The following is a 23242-nucleotide window of genomic DNA, read 5'->3' as shown; positions in this document are numbered from 1 at the left end:
ACGCATATCAGCTGCGCCTAATTAACGGGTTCCTTTTTTGAACCACCGTCTATAGTGGCGGTCTTCCATGATTTTCGGATGGCGCGGAGCGACCCTATCGGGGCGCGAACGCGCTTTTTCTCGTACCAAGAAAACCAAGATCGAGCGCGCGCCCATGACCGTTCCCCGTCTCACCTGGCAGTCGTTTCTGCCGTTTCTCGCCTGGCTGCCGCTGGTCACCCGCCAGACTCTGCGCGCTGATCTGATGGCCGGATTGACCGGGGCGGTGATCGTCTTGCCGCAAGGCGTGGCCTTTGCCATCATCGCCGGCATGCCGCCAGAGTATGGCCTTTACACCGCCATGGTCACGCCCATTGTCGCGGCGCTATTCGGGTCGTCGCTGCATCTGATATCCGGTCCGACGACGGCAATTTCCATTGTCATTTTTTCCACTGTCAGTTCTCACGCCACACCCGGCAGCGCGGAGTTCGTCACCCTGGCCCTGACCGTTACCTTCCTCGCCGGGATCTATCAATTGGCATTCGGTTTGGCGCGATTGGGAATCCTGGTCAATTTCGTCTCCCATACGGTGGTGGTCGGATTCACCGCTGGGGCGGCGATTCTGATCGCCACCAGTCAGGCTAAGAATGTATTGGGGGTGCATGTGCCCCGGGGAGAATCGTTTCTCCATACCTGGGCCGATATCTGGCAGCAGATTGATCAGACCAATCAGGCCATCTTGATTGTTGCCCTGAGCACCCTGGTGGTGGCCGTAGCAATCAAGAAGTTGCTGCCCAAGCTGCCCAATCTTTTAATCGCGCTGGTGGTCGGGGCGTTGGTGGCCATCGCCTTGGGCGGACCCGAGGCGGGCATCGCCACGGTGGGCGAGATCCCGGCCGGATTGCCGCCCCTGTCGTTGCCCGATCTGTCCATCTCGACCATCAAGCTGTTGGCCCCGGAGGCGTTTGCCGTGGCCCTTTTGGGATTGATCGAGGCGGTGTCCATCAGCCGGGCCATTGCCGCCAAATCCCATCAACGCATCGACGGCAATCAGGAATTCATCGGCCAGGGCGCCTCCAACCTGGTTGGCAGTTTCTTTTCCTCCTATGCCGGGTCCGGCTCCTTTACCCGCTCGGGCGTCAACTATTCGGCCGGGGCGCAAACGCCTCTGTCGGCCATTTTTGCTGCCCTGTTTTTGCTGCTGATCCTTTTGTTGGTCGCGCCACTGGCGGCTTATCTACCGATGGGAGCCATGGCTGGAGTGATCCTGGTCGTGGCTTTCAACCTGATCGATACCAAGCAAATCTGGCATGTGATCGAGTCGAGCAAATCGGAAACGGCGATCCTGGTGGCGACCCTGGGCGCGACCTTGTTCCTGGACCTGGAATTCGCCATTTATTTGGGCGTGTTCTTGTCCTTGATGATCTTCCTGGCGCGCACGGCCCATCCGGAGATCGTCACCCTGGCGCCGGACTACGACCCGGTGTTCGACAAGAAGAAACTGACGGACGTGGGATCCAAGCCGCTGACCGAATGCCCGGAGATGAAAATCCTGCGCATTGATATGTCGATCTACTTCGGCTCCATCAATCAGGTCCAGACAGCCATTCAACAGGTCTCCGAGAAGGAAGACATTTACCATGTGCTGATCATCGGTACCGGCATCAACCTGATCGACCTCAGCGGCAGCGAGGTGCTACAGCAAGAAGCCGCCCATCTGGAAAAAATGGGCGGCGGTCTGTATTTCGCCCAGCTGAATCGCAACGTCTATAACACCGTCAGCCGCACCCACTTGGTCAAGGCCATGGGCAACAACCACTTTTTCGACGAAAAGCAACAGGCCATCCGGACCCTGCAACGGCTGCTGCGCAAGCAGGGAAAATGCGATACCTGCCCGGCTCGGGTCTTCGAGGAATGCCGCAAGGAACAGGCGCAGGCAATTTCAGTCGAGGCCGCTTAGATCGTGATAGACATAGGCGCCGCCGTCGGGGGTGACAGCGGCGGCGGGTATGGATCCATCGCGGCACCAGATTTCCACGGCCTCGCGCTTGCCCTCGCCGCTGACAAGGAAGATGACCTCGGCGGCTCGGCTGAGACGGTTGGCGCTCAAGGACACCCGGTCCGGAGGCGGCTTCGGGGCATCATGCACCGCCAGCGCGTCAGGGGCACTGGGTTCGGTGCCCCATTCCTGCCCCGGAAACAGGCTCGCCGTATGGCCATCCTCGCCCAGACCCAACAGCACCACATCGAAGTCTCCCAAGCCGTCCAAGACCTTTGAATAGGCCTCTGCGGCTTCCTCGGCGCCCCGCTCGGCGGGCATGGGGTGGCGCTGATCGGGCGGAATGGGCACATGGTCCAACCAGCTCTCGGCGGCCATGCGGCTGTTGCGCTCCGCGTGGTCCGGGGCTAGGCAGCGTTCGTCGCCGAAGTAGATATGCCAACCGGACCAGTCGCACGCGCTTGCGGCCAACCTTTGGTAAATCCTTTTGGGCGTGCCACCGCCCGCCAGCACCATATGGAATGCACCATGATCGGCCAGGGCTTGGTCCGCCAACTTGACAATGCGGTCGGTCACGGCCTGGGCCAAATGATCGGCATCCGCATGGGCATGCCAGTGGGGCGTGAGATGGGCTTGAGTCATATCAAAATCCGGCGCATCATCCGTGGAGAATCGCAAAAACTTAACGTATTTCGATGACTATGTACCAACTGAATTTGCGGAAACGATAAAAGCGTTCCGCTTGGGAGAGAGGATAGCACCATGCGTATGGCAATGATCGGCTTGGGTAAGATGGGCGGCAACATGGCGCGCAGGCTGCGCCGGGGCGGCATCGAGGTGGTGGGCTTCGACCGGGATACGGCGGTGGTTACCGGCCTCGCCAGTGAAGCGGGCATGATCGCCGCGGACTCGGTGGCCGATGCGGTCAGCAAACTCAGCGCCCCGCGCATCGTCTGGGTAATGTTGCCCAGCGGCGATATCACCGAAGGCCAGATCAAGGATTTGATGTCCATGCTGGAACCCGGTGACATCGTCATCGATGGCGGCAACTCCAACTACAAGGACAGCCAACGGCGCGGCGCGATGCTGGCCGCGCAGGGCATCGGCTTTATGGATGCGGGCACCTCGGGCGGTGTCTGGGGGCTGGACAACGGCTATTGCTTGATGGTCGGCGCCTCCGACCCGGTGGCCGCCACCATGACCCCGATCCTACAGGCCTTGGCCCCGGCGGCTGATACCGGCTGGTCCCATGTGGGGCCGGTGGGCTCGGGCCATTTCACCAAGATGATCCACAACGGCATCGAATACGGCATGATGCAGGCCATGGCCGAGGGGCTCGATCTGCTCAAGGGCAAGGAGGAATTCAATCTGAACCTGGCCGAGATCACCGAGCTTTGGCGCCATGGATCAGTGGTGCGGTCCTGGCTGCTCGATCTGACCGCCGAGGCCTTGAACGAGGATGAGGAATTGGCCAACGTCGCGCCCTATGTATCGGACTCCGGCGAAGGCCGTTGGACGGTGGTGGAATCCGTGGAACAGGGCGTGGCAGCGCCGGTGCTGAGCCTGGCCTTGCAGATGCGTTTCGCCAGCCAAGACGAGACCGGCTACTCCTACAAACTGCTGTCGATGATGCGCAACGCCTTTGGCGGCCATGCCGTCAAGAGCAAGTAAGGGGAGTTCAGAGCATGTCCCTCCCTCCTTGTACGATCATGATCTTTGGCGCCGGAGGCAACCTGTCGCGGATCAAGCTCATGCCCGCCCTGTTCCGCCTGGATCTGGCCGGACGGCTGCCCGACAACATGGCCATTCTGGCGTCCAGTTTGGAAGAATGGACCCGGGAGCAATGGATCGAACAGGTGGTCGACATGCTCGACGCCAAGTATCCCGAAGGCTACGACAAGAAGGCTTTCGCCCGGTTCAGCGAGCGGCTGCATTACCATCCCAATCCCATCGGGGACGAGACGGCCTATCCGAAGCTCAAGGAAAAGCTGGAGGATACCTCGACCTTCCCACCCAACATCGCCTTTTACATGTCGGTACGGCCCTCGGAGTTCCCCAACATCATCGAAAAGCTGGGTAACGAAGGGCTGCTCAAGGAGACCAGCGGGTTCCGCCGGGTGGTGATCGAAAAGCCTTTCGGCTACGACCTGCTCAGCGCCCAGACCCTGCAACGGGGACTCTACAAGCATCTCAACGAGCCACAGATCTATCGCATCGACCACTATGTGGGCAAAGGCACGGTGCAGAATGTCATGGTGTTCCGCTTCGCCAACATCTTGTTGGAGCCCTTGTGGAACCGCCACTACATCGATCATATCCAGATCACCCATTCCGAGACCCTGGGGATCGGGGGGCGGGCCGACTATTACGAAGGCTCGGGCGCCCTGCGTGACATGATCCAAAGTCACCTGCTTCAACTGATGGCGCTGGTGGCCATGGAGCCGCCGGTGTCCATGGCCGCCGAGCACCTGCGTGACGAGAAGGTCAAGGTGCTGAAAGCCATCCGGCCCATCACCCAAAGTGCTGTCCATGCCCATGCCTTCCGCGGCCAGTATGCCAGCGGCGCCATTGATGGCGAACCGGTGCCCGGCTATCTGGAAGAGGCGGGCGTATCCGAAGACAGCACCACCGAGACCTATGCCGCCATGAAGCTGTTTATCGACAACTGGCGTTGGATGGGGGTGCCGTTCTTCCTGCGCACGGGCAAGCGCATGGCCGAAGGGGCCTCGGCCATTTCCATCCGTTTCAAGACCCCGCCGCAGGACCTGCTGCGCAAGGTCCGCACAGAGCCGCCGAAGCCCAACTGGCTGATGCTGGGCATCCAGCCCGACGACTGCATGAAGTTGGAAATGCAGGTCAAGGTGCCGGGGCTCGAACTATCGTCTCGCACCATGAGCCTGGACGCCACCTATCACAAGGAAGACGAAGAAAACTTCGATGCCTACGAAGGCCTGTTGCTCGATGTATTGGAAGGGGACCAGTCCTTGTTCCTGCGCATCGATGAGGTGGAATGGGCCTGGCGGGTGGTCGACCCGGTGCTCAAGGTCTGGTCCATGGAGCGCGAGTTCATCAATACCTATCCGGCCGGATCCTGGGGCCCACGCGGCACCTACCGCCTGTTCGAACGAGAGGACCAGTTCTGGCGCCACTCGCTGGAACTGGATGGGTCGGAGTTGAAGGCTTATTGACCGAGGCCGTCGGAAGCGCGGTCAGTAGCAGGAAACGCTGTAGTAGTCACCGAAGCTATGGCTTGCCGAGCAGTTCCAGGTTCGCGTTGACGACATGTAGTTGTTGTACATCATCTGATTGTTGAGGCTGTTGATCTGCATTTGGGTCTGGAGTTGGTTGAACTCGGCCATGGCTTTCTCCTGCCCCATTTTCTTGCCAACCTCGAAGCTTTCATCCGCAGAGGCCTGGAACTGGGCCTCTTTGCGCAGGGATTGCGCGATACCGTAATTGTAAACCCCAAATGGGATCTCCCCTTTGAACAGGCCATAGCGGAGCTTGGCCCGGCGGCTTTCCATTATGTCCTCGGTGGCGCTGGTCCGCAGGCCGGCGGCGGTTCGCAATCGCTTGCAGGTTTCCTTGGCCTGTTGAAGACGCTGGACCGCATCCATTTCCTCTTGAGTTAGTGGGGCATTGATCAACAGCATGTCTTTGGTCGGGACCGCATCATGCCGATAGGACATTTTGCCACTGAGAATGCTCAAATTTGCCTTTCCTATGGCTTCCATGCATTGGGCTTCGACTTTGTCATTGGAGCGCGATTGGTGAGCGAACTGGGTGGCCCTTACACAGCCCGATGCAACCAACGCACCGGCAATGATGGCAAGGGTGGGGAGGAAAACTGACCGATGGAACAACATGGGGACCTCAACAGTTTCTTAGCCGTGTCAGGAGGGTATATCTTTATCATATGCTATTGTTAAATGCATTTCGAATCACTAGAATTATCACAATATATTTGTATCTATGGGGGATGATGATGAGTAAGGCCTATACTTTTATTGCTATGTTGTCGCTATCTGCAATGCTGAGTGGATGCCTCAAATACCACATTGGTGGGGAGTTCGAGTCCACAGGACAGCAGTTTTTCGGATCCGTCACGGTTACCATGGACCACGGATCCATTGATGTCGCTACCGCCGATGGGTCCGTCACCTGCTCAGGATCCAGCGGCGTCACGAGCCGCCCTAGTTTGTATGTCAATACCGGGGCAACCGGGGAAGCCGAAGCGACCTGCTCCGACGGACGGACGTTCAAAGTGGACTTTGTACAGACTTCCGAAGCTGGGGGCCACGGCCAAGGAATCGACAACGAAGGCAACGTGGTTTGGGTGATATTCTCCCGGTCGGCAAATTCGGTCGAATCCAAAGTCCGCCAACGGCAGTTGGACAAGCTGGTCAAGTAGTCCGGACCATCAAAGAAAGTCACTGACGATCCGGATCACGCGGCTACGCACGCCTTCGGTGATTTCACGCTGTTTCACGTTGCGCCCCCCGGCATAGACGGCAAGATGGGTGCCGTAGGTGCGTTTGAACCCCCCGAGGATCTGCCGCTCGTCTTCGTCAGGATCATCCAGATTTTTGATTTTGGTACTGCGGCTGAATGTCACGCGGCGTTTTGACACCGTGCGTTTCTTGACCACGCCGAAGGTCACGTTGGCGATGATCATATAGGTATCGTCGGCGATATTTTCACCAATGATGGCGCCAAGAGCGGCCCCACCGACGGCGCCAAGATTGGATGCATCCCTGGCTTGTCCACGAACGGTGGCCAAGCGCCCCATCGCCGCGCCGAGAAAGGCGTACTCATAGGTATGGCGGTGCTGAATGTGGCCGCTGTGGACCACGTTGACATCAAGGATCAAGCCGAAATCGTTTCCCTGCGTCGGCTCGTACCCCTTGGTGATCATGGCTGTCTCCAACCTGTTGGCCAGATCGTTCAGATCGAAAGCCAGATCCCCCGACGTGTTGCGCGTGCGAATCTTGATCTTGTTGTTGCGGTAGAAGGCGGCATCTGTGACCAAGCTTTTCTCGATGGTGGAGCCATACATCAGGCCACTGCCTTCGGGGGTCTCGATCATGCCGAGCCTGGGCTCCGGCGACCCCAAGAGACATCCCGCCAGGACCAAGGCGGGCAACAGGCTCACGAAGAGACGAAAACAAAGTGTTTGGAACATGATCAAGATCTCCCGGACGGATCCACGCGGAATCCCGCCAGATGCTCGTTGAGGTATTCGAGGATTTCGGCGTAATGCACGGCAAAACCAAGGCCGTCACCGCCCAGATAGCCCCAGGTGTTCATGCCGATCACCCGGTTGCCGTGGAACAGCGGTCCACCGGAGTTGCCACCATTGATCGGGGCGTCGGTCTGGACAAACAGAACCTTGTCTCCGGCTCCCGGGGGCAAGCTGATGCTGGGCTCCTTGCGGATGGCGCTGACGATCCCTCGTGTGATGCTGAACAGATGCCGATACGGGTGGCCGATCACATCCGCCTCCATGCCGGGCTTCAGGGTTCGACCGGTATAGAAGGATACCGGTCGTCCCCGGTCCTGGACTTTGACGAGAGCGATATCCAAGCGCACGTCCTTGGCCAGAACCCGCCCGTATGTTTCCCGCCCGTCATACCGTTTCATTTCGACGATCTTTTGGTTTTCAACCACATGCCAGTTGGTCAGGACAATATCTGGTGCCACGTAAAAACCGCTGCCCATGCCCCGTTTGCCGGTATAGACCGCGACCACGGAATCGAAGCGGGGATCATTCAGCGGTCGGGCATCGAAGGCGTTGGCCTTGTAATTGGCCAGGGCCATATTGCGGTCGCGCTGCAAGGTTCGGCGCAAGGACCCGAGATCGGCCAAACGGGCGGTGGCCCCCATGTTGGCTCGATAATGATCGGCCAACTGGCTGAGTTTGATCGCCACGGGATCCTTTTCATAGTCGTCGATATCCCGTTCCGTATCGTAATCCTGCTTCAAAAGATTGCGTTTGGGGTCCAACCAATGAACATTGTACGGAACCGAATAGCGTTGCTCTTCGAACACGTCGAAAGTGGACTTGAAAAAGGTCCGCTTCTTGCGGTCGAGGATGTAGTAGTTGACGGTGGTATTCTTCCGCGACCGGATATTGGCGACGCTGAAATGGTAACGGTAGGCCACCGGTTCCCCCACCGCCTTGCGTTCGGCGATACCATAATGCTCAAGGGCCAAAGGGTTGACCGGCGTGGTTTGCTGGCCTGACACAGGGTTATGGCCCTCTTCCACCACTTGCCCGCCCGCGGTCATGACACTGCTGCCATATTGGTTGCCGACGAAAATCACGGACGGCACCTCCTTGAGATTCATGACCCGCCGGGTGACCTTGGCCAGAGCGACCTCGAAGAGGATCACATGGCGCGGCGCCTCCCCCCGATAGGGGGCCAGGGCATCGTCGAGATCCATTTTCTCGGATCGGACCGGCAGATCCAGGTCGATGGATGCCGGGAAATCGATCTGCCGCTCCCGCAACAGGGTTTTGCTGGTGGCCTCGGCAAAGCCGAGGGTGGGCGCATCGATCTCTTCGGCCTCGAATCCCGCCGCTTCGGCTTTCCGTAACCGGTCGAGCAGATTGTCCAGACTACCGCTTTGCTCTTTGCCGGTCGCGGAGATGAACCGCGCGGCCAAGTCACGACGATGGATGTCGCCGGTGGCGGACCGGGGATAGTTGGAAGTGAATCGTCTCAATTGCTCCGGCGAGGCGCGGTCCAACAGTTTGGCAATCTCGGGCCACCGAGAATCCATCAGCGACGGGGCATCCAGATCGACCGGATAGATCTCGAAAAAGGGTGGCCCATCCATCAGGTCATGACGGGCGAACAAAGCCGGAGCCGCTTGCTTTATCCGGGTTTTCAATTCGTTCAATCGAAGACGTTGCGCGGTCTTCTCAGGGGAGTCCGCAAGAGGCTGAAGATCGCTTCCGATGCGCGCAAGGGTGGCGCGCAGGTCGGACCAGGTTTCCATGGGGGCGGGCCAGGTCAGACCGTCAAGGCGCGATTCCACCCGCGCCAAAGCTTCCTTCTCCCCCACGGTGCTGGGCGCCGGATCGGGGGCGGTGGATTGGATGGGCAGTCCGATGGAACGCAGGCCTTGCTGCAATTCGGATACGGTTTGGCAGCCCCCCAACCAAAGGCCCATCATAAGTGTTATGGCGACGATTCGAATTTCAGGCATTGGTACCGAGACCTCAAGCCTCTCCTTAAGGGTGTGCAAAACATTATACTTCTCGCATCGAATTGTCGAGGTCTATTCAGCGTTTACCCGTTGGAAGCGGTTGGTCATACTGTTTTTCATTGAAGGTCGAAGGGAGTCCATTCAATGAGTCGCCACATCCTACTGACCACTGCCGACGGCCACACCTGCGATGCCTACCTCGCCACCCCCAATGGCGAGACCCGGGGCGCCTTGGTGGTGGTCCAAGAGATCTTCGGGGTCAATGGCCATATCCGTGATGTCTGCGACCGGCTGGCCGATCAAGGCTGGACCGCTATCGCCCCGGCCTTGCAGGACCGGATAAAGCCGGGTACCGAACTGGACTACGACGAGGCCGGAATCGCGACGGGTCGGGAGATGGTCGAACAACTGGGCTGGGACGGCCCCATGCTCGATATCGCGGCGGCGGCCGAGGCCGTTTCACCGGGAAAAAAAGTTGGTGTAACCGGATTCTGCTGGGGCGGGTCGGTGACGTTCCTATCGGCCTGCCGGGTCCCTGCCGTGGGCGCGGCGGTCGGTTGGTACGGCCGCCATATCCCGCAGTTTGTCGATACCGATTCCCCTCAATGCCCGGTGATGATGCATTTCGGCATGGACGATCCGCTGATCCCCGCCGACAACCGCGAGGCCGTTGCAGCGGCTTTTCCAGATATCACCCTGCATCAATATGAAGGGGCCGGGCACGGATTCAATTGTGATCGTCGCCCGGACTATCGCGAGCAGGCCTCGCGGTTGGCCTGGGAGCGCAGCTTGGCCTTTTTCGCCGAGCACTTGTGAAAGGCCTCTTAGCCCTTCCAGAAGTGCCGGGTAAACAGGATCAAGATGGTGAACAGCTCCAGTCGGCCCAACAACATGCCCCCGCTCATCAACCACTTGGCGGCATCGGGCAAGGTCTGAAAATTACCCGCTGGACCGACGATGGGACCCAATCCCGGACCCACATTGGCGATGGCCGTGGCGGCACTGGACACCGCGGTGATGAAGTCCAACCCCAGCATGGCCAGGGCGATGGACAGCAACGCGAAACAGACCCCGAAGACAAAGAAGAAGCTGAGGACCGAGGTGATGACCTCGTCGGGAATGGGGCGTCGGTTGTAGTAGGGTATGAATACGCCGTGGGGGTGGACCAGATGATGGAACTGGGTTCGTGCTGCCGCGAACAGCACCTGGAAGCGGAAGATCTTGATGCCGCAGCTGGTCGATCCGGCACAGCCCCCGACAAACATCAGGAAGTAAAACATCGGATTGGCAAAGGCGCCCCACAGGCCGTAGTCGGTGGTGGCATAGCCGGTGCCGGTCATGATGGAAATCACGTTGAAGCTGCCATAGCGCAGGGCCTGGACGGGATCCAATCCCTGATTGATCCACAGTAATATGGACGCGATGATCACGGCCGCGCCGCCAATGGCCAAGAACCAGCGCACCTGCTCGTCCCGCGCCAGGGAGACCACATCCCCTTGCAACGCTTTCAGGTACAGCAAAAAGGGCAGGCTCCCGGCAACCATTCCGCCCACGGCGATAAAATCGATAAGCATGCTGTCGAAATGGGCCATGGAGGCATCGGAGGTGGAATAGCCGCCCGTGGCGATGGTGGTCATGGCATGGATCACTGCCTCGAACCCGTCCATGCCCGCGCCCCAATAGGCCACCGTGCAGGCGGCGGTAAAAAGGATGTAAATACCGGTGATGCCCAAGGCGATCTGATAGGCCCGAGGCATGGCTTTTTCCGATGCATCCGCGGATTCCATCTGAAACAACTGCATACCACCGACCCGCAGCATCGGCAGGATGGCGATGGCCATGACGATGATGCCGACCCCCCCCAGCCATTGCAGGAGGCCGCGCCAGAGTAAAATTCCCGGTGGCGCATTATCCAAGCCGACAATCACCGTCGAACCGGTGGTGGTGATCCCCGACATGGATTCGAAAAAGGCATCGGTGATGCTCAGTTCCAGTTCACAGAATGCGAACGGCAAGGCGGCAAAGGTGGTCAGCACCGTCCAGGCCACGGTGGTCATGATAAAGGCCTGACGCACATTCATGTCCGTGCCGCCGACCCCGAAGGCCAACACCAGCGAAATACCAACAAACAGGGTTACCGCCGCCGAAACGGCGAAAACCTGCCAATCCGGATGCCCCAGCGCTGCATCCACCACCGCAGGCACACACATGCCCAGGGCAAGGATCGACAAGAGAATCCCCGTGGTCAGAAAAATAGGCCGAAAATCGATCACCGCGCGCCGCCGTTTTTTATTCCGTTCGCCGGGGATGAGAACCCGCCCGGGGCATCCGGGTCAAGGGCGAAGGCGCTTCCTTATTGGGAAACCACCCGATTGCGTCCCTGGTCCTTGGCGCGATAGAGGCATTTATCGGCGCGGGCAAACAAGGTGGCGGTGGTGTCGTCGCCGGTCATGGTCGCCACACCGGCACTGACCGTCAGGCGGCCGATGGTCGGAAAGTCGTGGGATTCAACCCGTTGAAGCAAGTTCTCGGCAGAGCAGATCGCGCCTTCCAGGTTGGTGTTTTGGCACAAGATGACAAACTCCTCACCGCCATAGCGCATCAACAGGTCGCCCTTGCGCGACGTGCCACGAATCAAGGTGACCAGATTCCGCAGAGCCTCGTCTCCCGCCGCATGACCATGGGTGTCGTTGACCTTTTTGAAATGGTCGATGTCGATGATGATCAAGGACAGGTCCAGACCGTTGTCCCGCGCCTCGCCCACCGCCAGACGGGTCACCTGATCGAATTTGCGTCGGTTGAAGGCACCGGTCAGCGCATCCTTCTCCGACAGATGAAGGATTTCCTCCACCTGTCTTTGCGCCTTGGCGGTGGCGAAAGTGCTCACCAGATTGCTGAACACCAGGGTGAACTTATAGACTTCCAGCAGATTGACGAATAGGGACAGGGCCTCCGTGTAGCTTTTCCGTCCGAGGAAGAAGAATATGTTGCGCACATGGATCAGCACCCGGTCATAGATGCTGATCACCGACTCGCTGCGGTTGATCCAAAAGGCCTTTTCCGTTTCCGGCAAGCGTTCGGATACGAAACCGCGGATCTCCTGCACGCCGCCATCGAGCACCGGGACCTGGCTGACGTCTTCACGCTTGATGGCTTCGAACAGGCTCATCAGCCAGTCATAGTGCTTGAGCAGCAAGGAACGGTGATAACCCACCTCGGTCAATTGCACCGCCGCCTTGATCTGTTCCAGGTCATCGATATTGGAGTCCACGAAGGCATCCATATAGCCCTTGGCCAAGGCTTCGGAAGTGCTTTCAAAGAAATGATTGAGGGCCAAATAGGTATCAGCGTCGTGATGCTGAGACATCATGGCTTCCAGAAAGCCCCGATTGAGCATCTTCGATCCGGCCAGAAAGGCCTCGAACGGAATGCTTTTTTCATAGTGGAGAATGCCCAATCGGTAATACCGGTCGAACAAGGCCTGCTCATCGTCATCAAGAGAGGCGATGAAGTTGCGTTTTTGAACGGCCAGAAGCTTCCCCACCTGCTCCGGGCCCGAGAAATGCTGGGCGAAGATCTCGCTGGACAACAGCGAGTCATAGAACGTGGTGAAGACCCCCGATACATGGGGTACCAGAGGTTTGAGCAACAATGACGACATGGACCCTTCCAGGAAAGATGCGGCGACAACGATACGATGACCACCTATTCAAATATAGGCATCGCTGATCAGGCGCAAGCGGCAACCCCATACAAAGGAATTACGCACAGCCGCCGCTGGAAGGATTGCCGATCATCGACAAGAACTCTCGCCGAGTGGTGGGATTCTCTCGGAAAATACCTAACATGGTACTGGTTACCATGGTCACGCCTGGTTTATTGACACCCCGAGTGGTCATGCATTGATGAGCCGCCTCGATGACCACCGCGACCCCTTGGGGCTGCAAGACGCCATTGATGGCATTGGCGATCTGAGCGGTCATTTTTTCCTGAATCTGCAAGCGTTTGGCATAGACTTCCACGACCCGCGCCAACTTGGATATGCCCACAACCCGCTTATGGGGCATATAGGCCACATGGGCGCGGCCGATAATCGGCACCATGTGGTGCTCGCAATGGGATTCGATACGGATATCCTTGAGCAACACCATCTCATCGTAGCCGTCGGTTTCCTCGAACGTTCGTTCAAGAATCTCCACGGGGTCCTGTTCGTATCCGGCAAAGAATTCCTCATAGGCGCGCACGACCCGCTTCGGCGTGTCCAGCAGCCCTTCGCGGGTCGGATCATCGCCAGCCCAGCGCAATAGGGTCCGCACCGCCTGTTCCGCTTCATCACGGCTCGGTTTCGGCAGATCGACGCCATGGATTTCGCGGGGCAGGTTTTTGCCAGTTGAAACGTTCACCTCGGGTTCCTTTCAGTCATTCCGTATCCCAATTCATGTGGAGACGGAACCAGGACTTTCAACCACGGCTCAGTTGATGGTGACCTGTTCATGGGGGCTGTCGAGGGAAAAGGCCGGCACATCGGCATGAAATATTTCGCCGTTCTCGCTTTCCATTTCATAGCTGCCGACCATCAACCCCGAGGCCGTGGGCAGGGGTGTGCCACTGGTATATTCAAAGCTGTCGCCGGGCTCCAGCACCGGCTGTTCGCCAACCACGCCGGAGCCTCGCACTTCCTGGCTGCGACCCAAAGCATCGGTGATTTTCCAGTGCCGGTTCAGCAGTTGCACCGTCTGTAGGCCATTGTTTTCGATGCGGATGTGATAGGCCCAGACAAAGTGGCTTTCCTCCGGCGAGGACTGGTCCTCCAGGTAATAGGATTCCACTTCGATGGTAATGTCGTGCGTGGTGCGGCTGTACATGCAGGGGGCCCCGGCCCGTTGTTGTTCCGTTGTCGCTTTTTGCGATATTAGGGCCGTGGAACGGTTTGTCCAGCCATAGCCCCTATTCCACGGAACACGATCCGCCACCGAGCACGCAGAATTTGGCGCAATGGGGATGGTTTAGACGCACCGCCCGGGAAGCCTCGGCGAGGCTTTGGCCCATTTCGAACCGGGTGTCGTAGGGCAGCAAGGTACAAGGCACCACCACCGGCCCGGCCGCGCCCTTGCGTTTGATGACCATGCGCTGTTCCGCGCACATGATGGTTTCCGGTTTGATGCCCAAAATATCCCAGCAACCCACGGTGATTTCCGGCACGTCTTGGTGTTCATCCATTTCCGGAAACAAGATCAGTTGTGTCGGATCATCGGCATCAATATCCAATCCGAGACGGCGGAACAGGCCGGCAAAGCCCCGACGAAGGTCTTCCGGGCTGTCGGTCCAGCAGGTCCGCCCGGCGACGGTCAGATTAAAACCTTCCGAGACCAGCCATTCCACGCCTTCACTCATGCGCCGCCAGGAATGTTCGCCGCGCAGACTGTCGTGGTTTTCCGGTTCATGGTGATCAATGGAAACACGCAGGGTCAGGGCGTCGCCATGGCGGGCGCGGATATCCAGCAATTGTTCGCGGACCTTGAGCATGGGCTTCATGGCATTGGTCAGCACCAGACAACGCAGACCGCGCCCAAGGCAATCCTCGAGCATGGCGCAAAGGTCCGGATTCATGAAAGGCTCGCCACCTGTAAAACCGATTTCCTCCACCGGCAACCGGTCGCGTGCGATTTCGTTCAGAAAGCCCCGCACCTCATCGGCGGTGATATAGGCCAGACGGTCGTTCTTGGGGCTGGAATCCACATAACAGCCCTCGCAGGTCAGATTGCACAGGGAGCCCGTATTGAACCACAAGGTCCGCAGCCGGGTCAGGGCCACCACGGCCCGCCGTTCTCCCTTGGCGGTGATCAGCGGATCGCGGAACTTGGCCGAATCCAACAAGTGTTCAACGTGCGACATCCTGGGTCTCCAACAAGGACTATATGTGTTTGTATCGGCTTGGGGGGATCGCGTCAAAATCACGATTGCGTGGGAGGGTCTGTTCCCTTGAACTCCTTGGGCCCTTGGCTTATACCGGGGTCAGCGTGCGGGTGTAGTTCAATGGTAGAACATCAGCTTCCCAAGCTGAATACGAGGGTTCGATTCCCTTCACCCGCTCCAAGCGCTCCTCCATTTTGCGGCGTACGACACTTTATTGTGCTGGGTCCCTTAACAAGGGCGACCGGGTGGGGCACAATGGAGGGTAAGTCTGCAACCGCCAACGAGGAATCCAGCCGGTGACCGAGTCTTCCGATTCCAAAACCCAACGTGAAATCATTGGCCTGATCGCCGACCGCGCGGCCTTCGAGGACGCCACCCGGGACCTGCTCGACGCCGGATTCGAAAAGCCCGACCTGAGTGTGCTCAGTTCCCATGATTCCTTGGAAGCCGCCGAAAGTTCCAGCGGATCCTGGAGCGACGCCATCACTGCCTTGGTGGGAGAATATAAAGTCGTCGGCCCGCTTGTGGCCTCGGGCGGTATTTTTCTGGCCGGGGGTCCGGTGGCGGCCACGGTGGGCGCCATTGTCGGTGCGGCGGTTAGCGGCATCGCCGCCAAGGAAGTGCTCGATGAAGTCACCTCCAGCCATCAAGAAGATTTCCAACGCGCCCTGGACGCCGGTGGCCTGATCCTTTGGGTGCGGGTGACCGACGCTGAAAAGGAACTCCAGGCCCGCGATATTCTGGCCCGCCACGGCGCCACCAATATTCACCTGCATGAAGCCGGCGCCGCCGACTGACCGCCTCTCCAATTCCCCACTCATTCAGACTGGACACACAATGGACGACAAATCCTCGCCCCTGGACATGGACCGCGAAGCCCTGCTCATGCATGCCGCCCACCCGCCGGGCAAGGTCGCCATTGAGCCCACCAAGCCGCTGACCACTCAGCGGGATTTGTCCTTGGCCTATTCGCCGGGTGTCGCGGCGCCCTGTCGCGAGATCGCTCGGGACCCATCGCTGGCCTATGACTACACGGCCAAGGGCAACATGGTGGCCGTGATCTCCAATGGCACGGCGGTGCTGGGCCTGGGCAATCTGGGCGCGCTGGCCTCCAAGCCGGTGATGGAGGGCAAGGCGGTCTTGTTCAAGCGCTTCGCCGATGTGGATTCCATTGATCTGGAGCTGGAAACCGAGGATGTGGACGAGTTCATCAATGCGGTGAAATACATGGGCCCGTCTTTTGGCGGCATCAATCTGGAAGACATCAAGGCGCCGGAATGCTTTATCATCGAACAGCGCCTTCGCGAGTTGATGGACATCCCGGTATTCCACGACGACCAGCATGGCACGGCGATCATTTCCGCCGCCGGATTGATCAATGCCTGCGACCTGACCGGGCGCGATCTGAGCGACATCACGCTGGTCTGTAATGGCGCGGGCGCCGCCGCCATCGCCTGTGTCGAACTGGTCAAGGCCATGGGCGTCAAGCACGAGAACGTCATCTTGTGTGATTCCAAGGGTGTCATCTACCAAGGCCGGGAAGCGGGCATGAACCAGTGGAAATCGGCCCATGCGGCCCCCACCGACAAGCGCACCCTTGCCGAAGCCCTCGAAGGCGCCGATGCCTTCTTCGGCCTGTCGGTAAAAGGCGCGGTGACCCAGGAGATGGCCGCCGCCATGGCGCCCAATCCGATCATATTCGCCATGGCAAATCCGGACCCGGAGATCCTCCCCGAAGACGTCAAAGCGGTGCGCGATGACGCCATCATGGCCACCGGCCGGTCGGATTTCCCCAATCAGGTCAACAATGTGTTGGGCTTCCCCTATATTTTCCGGGGCGCCTTGGACGTGCGGGCCCGAACCATCAACGACGAGATGAAGATCGCCGCCGCCCGCGCCATCGCCGAACTGGCCCGCGCGGACGTACCCGACGAAGTGGGCGCCGCCTATGCCGATCAGAACCTCAAATACGGCCCGGACTACATCATCCCGGCGCCTTTCGATCCGCGCCTGATCGCCGCCATTCCGCCCGCCGTGGCCCAGGCGGCCATGGATACGGGCGTGGCCCAGAAGCCGATTTTGGACATGGACAACTACAAGACCGAGCTCTCGGCTAGGCTCGATCCCACCGTTTCCACCTTGCAAAGCATCTTCGATCAGGTGAAGGCCGAGCAGCCCCGGGTGGTGTTCGCCGAAGGCGAGGAAGAGAAATCCATTCGCGCCGCCATCACCTTCCGCAATCTGGGCTATGGCCAGCCGATTCTGGTCGGTCGCGAAGACCGCATCGCCGAGGCCGTGGAAGATTTGGGCTTGGGCAACCTGGACGGGGTGGAGATCACCAATTCCAAGTACAATCCCAATGCCAAGTTTTATATGGAGTTCCTCTATGACCGGCTGCAACGCCAAGGGGTGCTCTATCGCGATGCCCAGCGCATGGTCAATCAAGATCGCAACACCTTTGCCGCCTGTATGGTGGCCCAAGGCGACGCCGATGCCATGGTTTCCGGGCTGACCCGCAATCACTATCAGGCCCTGGACGAAATCACCCGGGTCATCGACCGGCGGGTGGATCACGAGATCTACGGCATGACCTTGTTGCTGGCCCGCGGGCGCACCTTGTTCGTCGCCGATACGGCGGTGCACGAACTGCCCAGCGCCACCCAAATGGCCGACATGGCCCAGCATTGCGCCCGGGTGGCCCGGCGGTGGGGGCATGAGCCCCGGGTGGCTTTTATCTCGTTCTCCAACTTCGGCAATCCGACCCTGCCCCGTGCCGCCGTCATGCATAAGGCGGTGGAGGAACTGGCCAGTCGCGACGTGGACTTTGAGTTTGATGGCGAGATGGGCATCGACGTGGCGCTAAACAACGAACTGCGCGAGATCTATCCGTTCTGCCGCCTGTCCGGTCCGGCCAATGTGCTGATCATGCCAGGCCTGCATGTGGGCCATGCCACCACCAAGCTGATGCGCGAACTGGGCGGCGCCACGGTCATGGGCCCGATCCTCATGGGGCTGGAGAAACCGGCACAGATCGTCACCCAAGGAGCCACGGTCAACGATCTTGTCAACATGGCCGCCCTGGCGGCCTATCAGGCCGTGCGCTAGTGGCGGAATTCACCCTGCCCGATGGTCTGGCGGAGGAACCCGGCCCCTGCCCCAAATGCGGGGGCGAGGGACCGGTCTACACCGTCCGCAGCCAATCCGACCGGGGCTGGTGGCAGGATTGGAAAGGCTGCCTGAGTTGCGTTGCCCCCCTGGCCTGGGCCAGCGAAGCCATGGATCGCAACGGGTCCTATCTGCCGTTGGGGAAGGCCCGTCGGCGGGGCTAGCAGACTGCTGACAAAGTGTTGTCCGACGGCCCGCCTCGCCCTTCGTCCCTCGACAAGCTCGGGATGAGGAAGCTCTGGGTGAGGCTATTCAAAGGCCCTCATGCTGAGCTTGTCGAAGCAAGTGTCGCCACAAGCTCGAAATCAGACTTTTTCAGATGGCGGTAATCGAGCAGTCAGGGATTGCCTAGATCACGTCGTGTTTGATCGGATTCGATCAAACATGAAAAACGTGATCGATTCCAATAAGGTCGCGCGTGTCTAGCGGGTCCGATTGGACCCGACACGCGCTAGACAGTCAGCTGGTCTCCACACTCGGTCTTGATCAAGGATCCGGGTCAATTCCTGGACATGGAACAGAGGAGACCAGCCATGGAGTATTTTGTTGGAATGGACGTATCGATGGCAAGCATTTCGATCTGTGAGATTGATGCAAAGGGAACCGTCATTCGCGAAGGCAAGGTGTCAAGCACACCCGAGGCGGTCGCCACTTGGCTCGAGGAAAGCGGGCGTGGCTTTGCGCGAATTGGGTTGGAAGCTGGCCCTCTGGCGCCTTGGCTGTACGCAGGACTGTCCAGTCGGGGCCTCCCTGTGATTTGTATCGAGACCCGGCAAATGAAGGCCTTTGCCAGCGCCAGCCCAGTCAAGACGGACCGTCGCGACGCCCGCTTGATCAGCCAGGCGATGCGGACCGGTTTGTACCGCGCGACCCACGTCAAGACCGCGCGCAGTCAGGAGCTCCGGATGGTGCTGACCCATCGGGAGACCCTGGTTCATCAGGTCCGTCAGTTGTCCAATACGGTACGAGGAACATTGAAAGCTTTCGGCCTCAAGGTCGGTATGGCGCGCGGACGCCTTTTCGCGGCGCGGGTTCGGGAATTGACGGCTGATAACCCGCACCTCAGCGCAGCCGCCGAGCCGCTCTTGCTTGCGCGCCAAGCCTTGCTCGAACAACTCGACAAGCTCGACCGGCAGGTTCATGCCGCTGCGCGCGATGATAGCGTTTGCCGGCGCCTGATGACCGTTCCCGGCGTCGGCCCGGTTACCGCCCTCGCTTTCAGGACAGGACTCGACGTGCCGGAACGGTTTCAAAAGTCGGTCATGGTCGGCGCCCACTTCGGGCTTGTCCCACGCAGATACGCCTCGGGAGAGCAGGACCGAAGCGGCCCCATCAGCAAGTGCGGAGATGCCATGGTTCGTTGGCTTTTGTTCGAGGCCGCCAATGCACTTCTCACTCGAACCCGCCGTTGGTCCTGGCTCAAACACTGGGGGCTCGCGGTCGCCAAAAGGCGCGGGATGAAACGCGCCAAGGTAGCCGTTGCCCGGCGTCTCGCCGTAATCATGCATCGCATGTGGATCGACGGCACGGACTTCCAGTACCGCAAGGAGGAGACCGCCATCTAAACACAACGAAAACCGAGATCGCCTGAAGGGCGGCCAGGACGCGTGGCGACGCGCGGGGCTCGGATGACAGCGCGCAGGCTGCAGTGGCGTAAGACCACGCTTTTCAGATTGCTGCACCCGATCCCCCTTGATCCCCATCATGCGGCGACGACGTCGACCGCGGACAGAAGCAAAGGGCGCCACATACCCCAGGTTCAAACCGACGGCTTGGAAATCAGCTTGACTCAAATGACTCGATTACAGAAGCAGCCTGTTAGGCGCCAGCCCCACAGGCGGGATGGCTTCAAGATCTTGATGCTTGAGCCGTTGGAGGACTGGGAAGCCCCGCCTTGACAAGGGAAAGGGATCGCTCCCCGGCGGCTTCGTACCGGTGAAGCCGCCGGGGTCGCGGAATGATCGGGATCAGCGCCCCAGGTCGGGATGCCGCTTGATCAAGGCTTCGGCGATCTGAACGGTGTTGAGCGCCGCGCCCTTGCGCAGGTTGTCGGCGACCACCCAGATATTGAGGCCGTTCTCGACCGTCGGATCCTTGCGAATGCGGCTGACATAGACCGGGTCCTCGCCAGCGCATTCCACCGGGGTGACATAGCCCTCGTCGGCGCGATGGTCGACGACCACCAGACCCGGCGCCTGCTTCAGCGCCTGACGGGCTTCTTTATCGCTCAGCGGCTTGGCGAATTCCATGTTGATCGCCTCGGCATGGCTGACGAAGCAGGGAATGCGCACGCAGGTGGCCGTCAGTTCGATGTCCTTGTCCAGGATCTTGCGGGTCTCGACCGTCATCTTCCATTCTTCCTTGGTCGAGCCGTCGTTCATGAACTTGTCAATATGGGGAATGCAGTTGAAGGCAATCTGTTTGGTGAACTTTTCCTTCTGCACCGGCTCGTTGACAAAGATGCCGCGCGTCTGGTTGAACAGTTCGTCCATGGCTTCCTTGCCGCTGCCCGAGGTGGATTGATAGGTCGCCACCACCACCCGCTTGATGGTCGCCAGGTCATGCAGGGGCTTCAAGGCCACCACCATCTGAATGGTCGAACAATTGGGATTGGCGATGATGCGGCGCTTGGTGAAGCCGTCGATGGCTTCCGGGTTTACTTCCGGCACCACCAGGGGCACGTCCGGATCCATGCGGAAATGGGAAGTGTTGTCGATCACCACGGCCCCGGCGGCGGCGGCGATCGGGCTGTATTTGGCCGATACCGAGGCCCCCGGCGAGGACAATACGATGTCGGTGCCCTTGAAGTCGTAGGTCTCCAGGTTTTGAACCGTGACGATCTCGTCCTCGCCAAAAGAGATCTCGCGGCCCACCGAGCGATGCGAGGCCAAAGCCACCACTTCGCTCACCGGAAACTCGCGCTCCGCCAGAATGGACAGCAATTCGCGTCCCACGTTGCCCGTGGCGCCGACCACGGCGACCTTATAACCCATCGTCTTATTCCTTTCTCCATATGGTCCCGCGACCACGGTCCCGAGAGGCTGTCTTTAGATAACCAAAAGCCCGCGGGAGCGTCCTCGCGGGCCTTGTTGCATCAAATGTGATCCGGCCCGCGTTGCTCAGGTGGTAGTGGTCCGGGTTTTGGTGATGACGGACGGGCACAGGGCACCGGCCAAGCCCGGGAGGGCTTGCGGGTCGATGCTCATGAGGGCCTCTGCGTAAGACATGATCGTTCTTTCTCCGTCACCGCCACCAATACCGCCAGGAACTGTGGAATTCAAGGAGAATTGTTGTCACGCAGGGAGAGGAGGAAAGGAGACCCGGACCCCAAAGGACCATGACGGCACCGCCTGCCGCGTTCCCGCTTGCACTTGAGCCTGGGAACGGGCAACATCATACCAATAACAAATAAGTGAGAAGAACTAGAAGTGGGGGATGCTCCAATGCGCACCATATCCTGGAATTCCAGGTATGAAATCGGGGTGGGGAAGGTCGATCAGCAGCATCAGAAGCTGTTCGAACTGATTGCGGAATTGCGCGATGACTATGCGGCGGGAAAAAACGGCGCTGCCTTGCGCCGCGCCCTGGATGCCTTGCTGGACTACTGCTTGAAGCATTTCGCCGACGAAGAGGCGCTGATGGAATCGGTACAGTTCCCCGATCTGGTGCCACACAAGTTCGAGCATGAAAACCTGCGCCAGGCGGTTGCCGACTATAACAAACGCTTCACCGAAGCTCCGGCAGAATTCGATTTCCCCGGCTTCATTGATTTTGTCACCGTGTGGATTCAGACCCACGTGCTGGTCAGCGACATGCGCATCCGAGACCACGTGGCCAAGCGCAACGGTGCCGCCTGACCGGGCTGGTAATGGCTCCATGTTCCTGAAGTTCGTCACCTTGTTGCTGGCCTGCCAATTGGCGGGCGAGGCCGTCGCCCTGGCCACGGGCATTCCCGTTCCCGGGCCGGTGATTGGCATGGCTTTGCTGTTCGTCGGATTGATGATCCGAGGCAGCGCGCCGGAAGGACTGCAATCCACCGCCAACGGCCTGCTACAGCATCTGTCCTTATTATTCGTTCCCGCCGGGGTGGGGGTAATGATCCACCTGCGTCTGTTGCAGGCGGAATGGGAAGCGGTTCTGGTGGCCTTGATCGCTTCGACGATCCTGACCATCGCGGTCACCGGCCTGGCAATGAAATATCTGATGCGCTTGGGCGGACCCAAGCAATGAACAACGAGCTGCAACAGATTTGGGTTTATCTCTCGGCCAGTCCTCTGACGGCGCTGACCCTGACCTTGGTGGCCTATCAGATCGGTGACTGGATCTATCGCCGTGCCGGGCGGTTTCCCTTGTTCAATCCGGTGCTGCTGGCGGTGTTGATGCTGGTGGCTTTCTTGCTGGCCACCGATACGGACTACGCCACCTATTTCGAGGGCGCCCAGTTCGTCCATTTCATGCTCGGCCCGGCCACGGTGGCCTTGGCTGTGCCGCTCTATCTGCATTTTGCCCAGATCCGCAAATCCGCCCTGGCGGTGGGGGTCTCGCTGGTGCTTGGCTCGGTGACTGCCGCGTCTAGTGCCGTGGTCATCGCCTGGGCCATGGAGGCCTCGCGACAGACGGTGATCTCCCTGGCGCCCAAGTCGGTGACCACCCCCATTGCCATGGGTATCGCCGAAAAGCTTGGCGGCCTACCCAGTCTGACCGCTGTGTTGGTGATCCTGACCGGCATGACCGGCGCTCTGTTCGGCGGCTTCGTGCTCAATGTGCTGCGGATCAAGGACCGGGAGGCCCGGGGGCTGGCCATGGGCACCGCCAGCCACGGCATCGGCACCGCCCGGGCGCTGGAAGTTCATCCGGTATCGGGGGCCTTTGCCGGTCTCGCCATGGGGTTGAACGGTCTGGCCACGGCCATCCTTCTCCCGTTGTTATTCGACCTTTTGTTTTAGAGCCCTTCCAAAACTCGGTGAATGC

Annotated in this window: 22 protein-coding genes and 1 tRNA gene; 13 read left to right on the top strand and 10 right to left on the bottom strand. The window is 59.5% G+C overall.

Translation table 11 applies throughout. The features are described from left to right. Positions 1-67: 67 nt before the first annotated feature. Positions 68-1939, top strand: coding sequence for a SulP family inorganic anion transporter (locus MGMAQ_RS01425; protein ID WP_198409150.1), 1872 nt, complete (start codon positions 68-70; stop codon positions 1937-1939). Here the strand turns inward: MGMAQ_RS01425 and pgl are convergent. Next, on the bottom strand, positions 1922-2620 hold the full coding sequence (pgl, locus tag MGMAQ_RS01420; RefSeq protein ID WP_046022829.1) for a 6-phosphogluconolactonase: 699 nt from the start codon (positions 2618-2620) through the stop codon (positions 1922-1924). The two genes, MGMAQ_RS01425 and pgl, sit on opposite strands and share 18 nt — an antisense overlap. Positions 2621-2740: 120 nt before the next feature. Here pgl and gnd point away from each other — a divergent pair, with 120 nt between their 5' ends. After that, the gene (gnd, locus tag MGMAQ_RS01415) at positions 2741-3649 is read left to right on the top strand and encodes a phosphogluconate dehydrogenase (NAD(+)-dependent, decarboxylating) (RefSeq protein ID WP_046020131.1); all 909 of its coding nucleotides are present in this window, start codon (positions 2741-2743) and stop codon (positions 3647-3649) included. 14 nt (positions 3650-3663) lie between these two features. Then, a complete protein-coding gene (gene zwf / locus MGMAQ_RS01410) occupies positions 3664-5166 on the top strand; it encodes a glucose-6-phosphate dehydrogenase (protein ID WP_046020130.1) in 1503 nt (500 codons plus the stop codon). Between the two features lie 21 nt (positions 5167-5187). Here zwf and MGMAQ_RS01405 read toward each other — a convergent pair whose 3' ends face one another. Then, entirely contained in the window at positions 5188-5667 is a 480-nt protein-coding gene (locus tag MGMAQ_RS01405; RefSeq protein WP_148560783.1) for a hypothetical protein, read from the bottom strand. A 425-nt stretch (positions 5668-6092) separates the two neighbouring features. On the opposite strand from MGMAQ_RS01405, the gene MGMAQ_RS20575 reads away from it, so the two are divergent. After that, complete coding sequence (locus MGMAQ_RS20575) at positions 6093-6389, top strand: hypothetical protein (RefSeq protein WP_148560782.1); 297 nt, start codon at positions 6093-6095, stop codon at positions 6387-6389. 9 nt (positions 6390-6398) lie between these two features. On the opposite strand, the gene traT is transcribed toward MGMAQ_RS20575, so the two are convergent. Together traT and MGMAQ_RS19130 are read right to left on the bottom strand one after the other, a co-directional pair. Then, a complete protein-coding gene (traT, locus tag MGMAQ_RS01395; protein ID WP_158498740.1) occupies positions 6399-7130 on the bottom strand; it encodes a complement resistance protein TraT in 732 nt (243 codons plus the stop codon). A 32-nt stretch (positions 7131-7162) separates the two neighbouring features. Next, on the bottom strand, positions 7163-9157 hold the full coding sequence (locus MGMAQ_RS19130) for a S1C family serine protease (protein WP_052716030.1): 1995 nt from the start codon (positions 9155-9157) through the stop codon (positions 7163-7165). Positions 9158-9334: 177 nt separating this feature from the next. Here MGMAQ_RS19130 and MGMAQ_RS01385 point away from each other — a divergent pair, with 177 nt between their 5' ends. Then, positions 9335-10006 (top strand): dienelactone hydrolase family protein, encoded by a 672-nt coding sequence (locus MGMAQ_RS01385; RefSeq protein ID WP_046020126.1) that lies wholly within the window; start codon positions 9335-9337, stop codon positions 10004-10006. A gap of 8 nt (positions 10007-10014) precedes the next feature. Here MGMAQ_RS01385 and MGMAQ_RS01380 read toward each other — a convergent pair whose 3' ends face one another. The 5 genes from MGMAQ_RS01380 to MGMAQ_RS01360 all read right to left on the bottom strand — a co-directional run bounded on the left by MGMAQ_RS01380 (position 10015) and on the right by MGMAQ_RS01360 (position 15085). Beyond that, the gene (locus tag MGMAQ_RS01380; protein ID WP_371258379.1) at positions 10015-11421 is read right to left on the bottom strand and encodes a TrkH family potassium uptake protein; all 1407 of its coding nucleotides are present in this window, start codon (positions 11419-11421) and stop codon (positions 10015-10017) included. A 122-nt stretch (positions 11422-11543) separates the two neighbouring features. Continuing rightward, on the bottom strand, positions 11544-12851 hold the full coding sequence (locus MGMAQ_RS19125) for a GGDEF domain-containing protein (RefSeq protein ID WP_052716029.1): 1308 nt from the start codon (positions 12849-12851) through the stop codon (positions 11544-11546). 100 nt (positions 12852-12951) lie between these two features. After that, entirely contained in the window at positions 12952-13593 is a 642-nt protein-coding gene (gene folE / locus MGMAQ_RS01370; RefSeq protein ID WP_052716028.1) for a GTP cyclohydrolase I FolE, read from the bottom strand. A 69-nt stretch (positions 13594-13662) separates the two neighbouring features. After that, entirely contained in the window at positions 13663-14055 is a 393-nt protein-coding gene (apaG, locus tag MGMAQ_RS01365; RefSeq protein ID WP_046020124.1) for a Co2+/Mg2+ efflux protein ApaG, read from the bottom strand. An 82-nt stretch (positions 14056-14137) separates the two neighbouring features. Beyond that, complete coding sequence (locus MGMAQ_RS01360; RefSeq protein WP_046020123.1) at positions 14138-15085, bottom strand: radical SAM protein; 948 nt, start codon at positions 15083-15085, stop codon at positions 14138-14140. A 127-nt stretch (positions 15086-15212) separates the two neighbouring features. Between MGMAQ_RS01360 and MGMAQ_RS01355 the strand changes: the two genes are divergently transcribed. From MGMAQ_RS01355 to MGMAQ_RS01335, 5 genes are all read left to right on the top strand, one after another. Continuing rightward, a tRNA-Gly gene (locus MGMAQ_RS01355) sits at positions 15213-15286 on the top strand. Between the two features lie 116 nt (positions 15287-15402). Further along, a complete protein-coding gene (locus MGMAQ_RS01350) occupies positions 15403-15903 on the top strand; it encodes a hypothetical protein (protein ID WP_046020122.1) in 501 nt (166 codons plus the stop codon). A gap of 40 nt (positions 15904-15943) precedes the next feature. Continuing rightward, the gene (locus tag MGMAQ_RS01345) at positions 15944-18211 is read left to right on the top strand and encodes an NADP-dependent malic enzyme (protein WP_046020121.1); all 2268 of its coding nucleotides are present in this window, start codon (positions 15944-15946) and stop codon (positions 18209-18211) included. Next, positions 18211-18435 carry a hypothetical protein gene (locus tag MGMAQ_RS01340; protein ID WP_046020120.1) on the top strand — a complete coding sequence of 75 codons (225 nt, stop codon included), beginning with the start codon at positions 18211-18213 and terminating at the stop codon, positions 18433-18435. Before MGMAQ_RS01345 ends, MGMAQ_RS01340 begins: the two co-directional genes overlap by 1 nt. Positions 18436-18804: 369 nt before the next feature. Continuing rightward, positions 18805-19836, top strand: a complete 1032-nt coding sequence (locus MGMAQ_RS01335) for an IS110 family transposase (protein ID WP_046020119.1) — start codon at positions 18805-18807, stop codon at positions 19834-19836. Positions 19837-20238: 402 nt separating this feature from the next. Here MGMAQ_RS01335 and MGMAQ_RS01325 read toward each other — a convergent pair whose 3' ends face one another. After that, the gene (locus MGMAQ_RS01325; RefSeq protein ID WP_046020117.1) at positions 20239-21264 is read right to left on the bottom strand and encodes an aspartate-semialdehyde dehydrogenase; all 1026 of its coding nucleotides are present in this window, start codon (positions 21262-21264) and stop codon (positions 20239-20241) included. Positions 21265-21714: 450 nt separating this feature from the next. On the opposite strand from MGMAQ_RS01325, the gene MGMAQ_RS19120 reads away from it, so the two are divergent. From MGMAQ_RS19120 to MGMAQ_RS01310, 3 genes are read left to right on the top strand one after another with little or no spacing between them, the layout of a single operon-like run. Next, positions 21715-22128 (top strand): bacteriohemerythrin, encoded by a 414-nt coding sequence (locus MGMAQ_RS19120; protein WP_052716027.1) that lies wholly within the window; start codon positions 21715-21717, stop codon positions 22126-22128. Positions 22129-22147: 19 nt separating this feature from the next. Continuing rightward, positions 22148-22501, top strand: a complete 354-nt coding sequence (locus tag MGMAQ_RS01315; protein WP_046020116.1) for a CidA/LrgA family protein — start codon at positions 22148-22150, stop codon at positions 22499-22501. Further along, entirely contained in the window at positions 22498-23217 is a 720-nt protein-coding gene (locus MGMAQ_RS01310; RefSeq protein ID WP_046020115.1) for an LrgB family protein, read from the top strand. The genes MGMAQ_RS01315 and MGMAQ_RS01310 overlap by 4 nt, the downstream gene beginning before the upstream one ends. Positions 23218-23242: the final 25 nt, after the last annotated feature.

The sequence above is a fragment of the Magnetospira sp. QH-2 genome, from assembly GCF_000968135.1.
GTDB lineage: Bacteria > Pseudomonadota > Alphaproteobacteria > Rhodospirillales > Magnetospiraceae > Magnetospira.
Note: the sequence above shows the minus strand (reverse complement) of the source record. Positions and strands in the feature narration are given on the sequence as shown.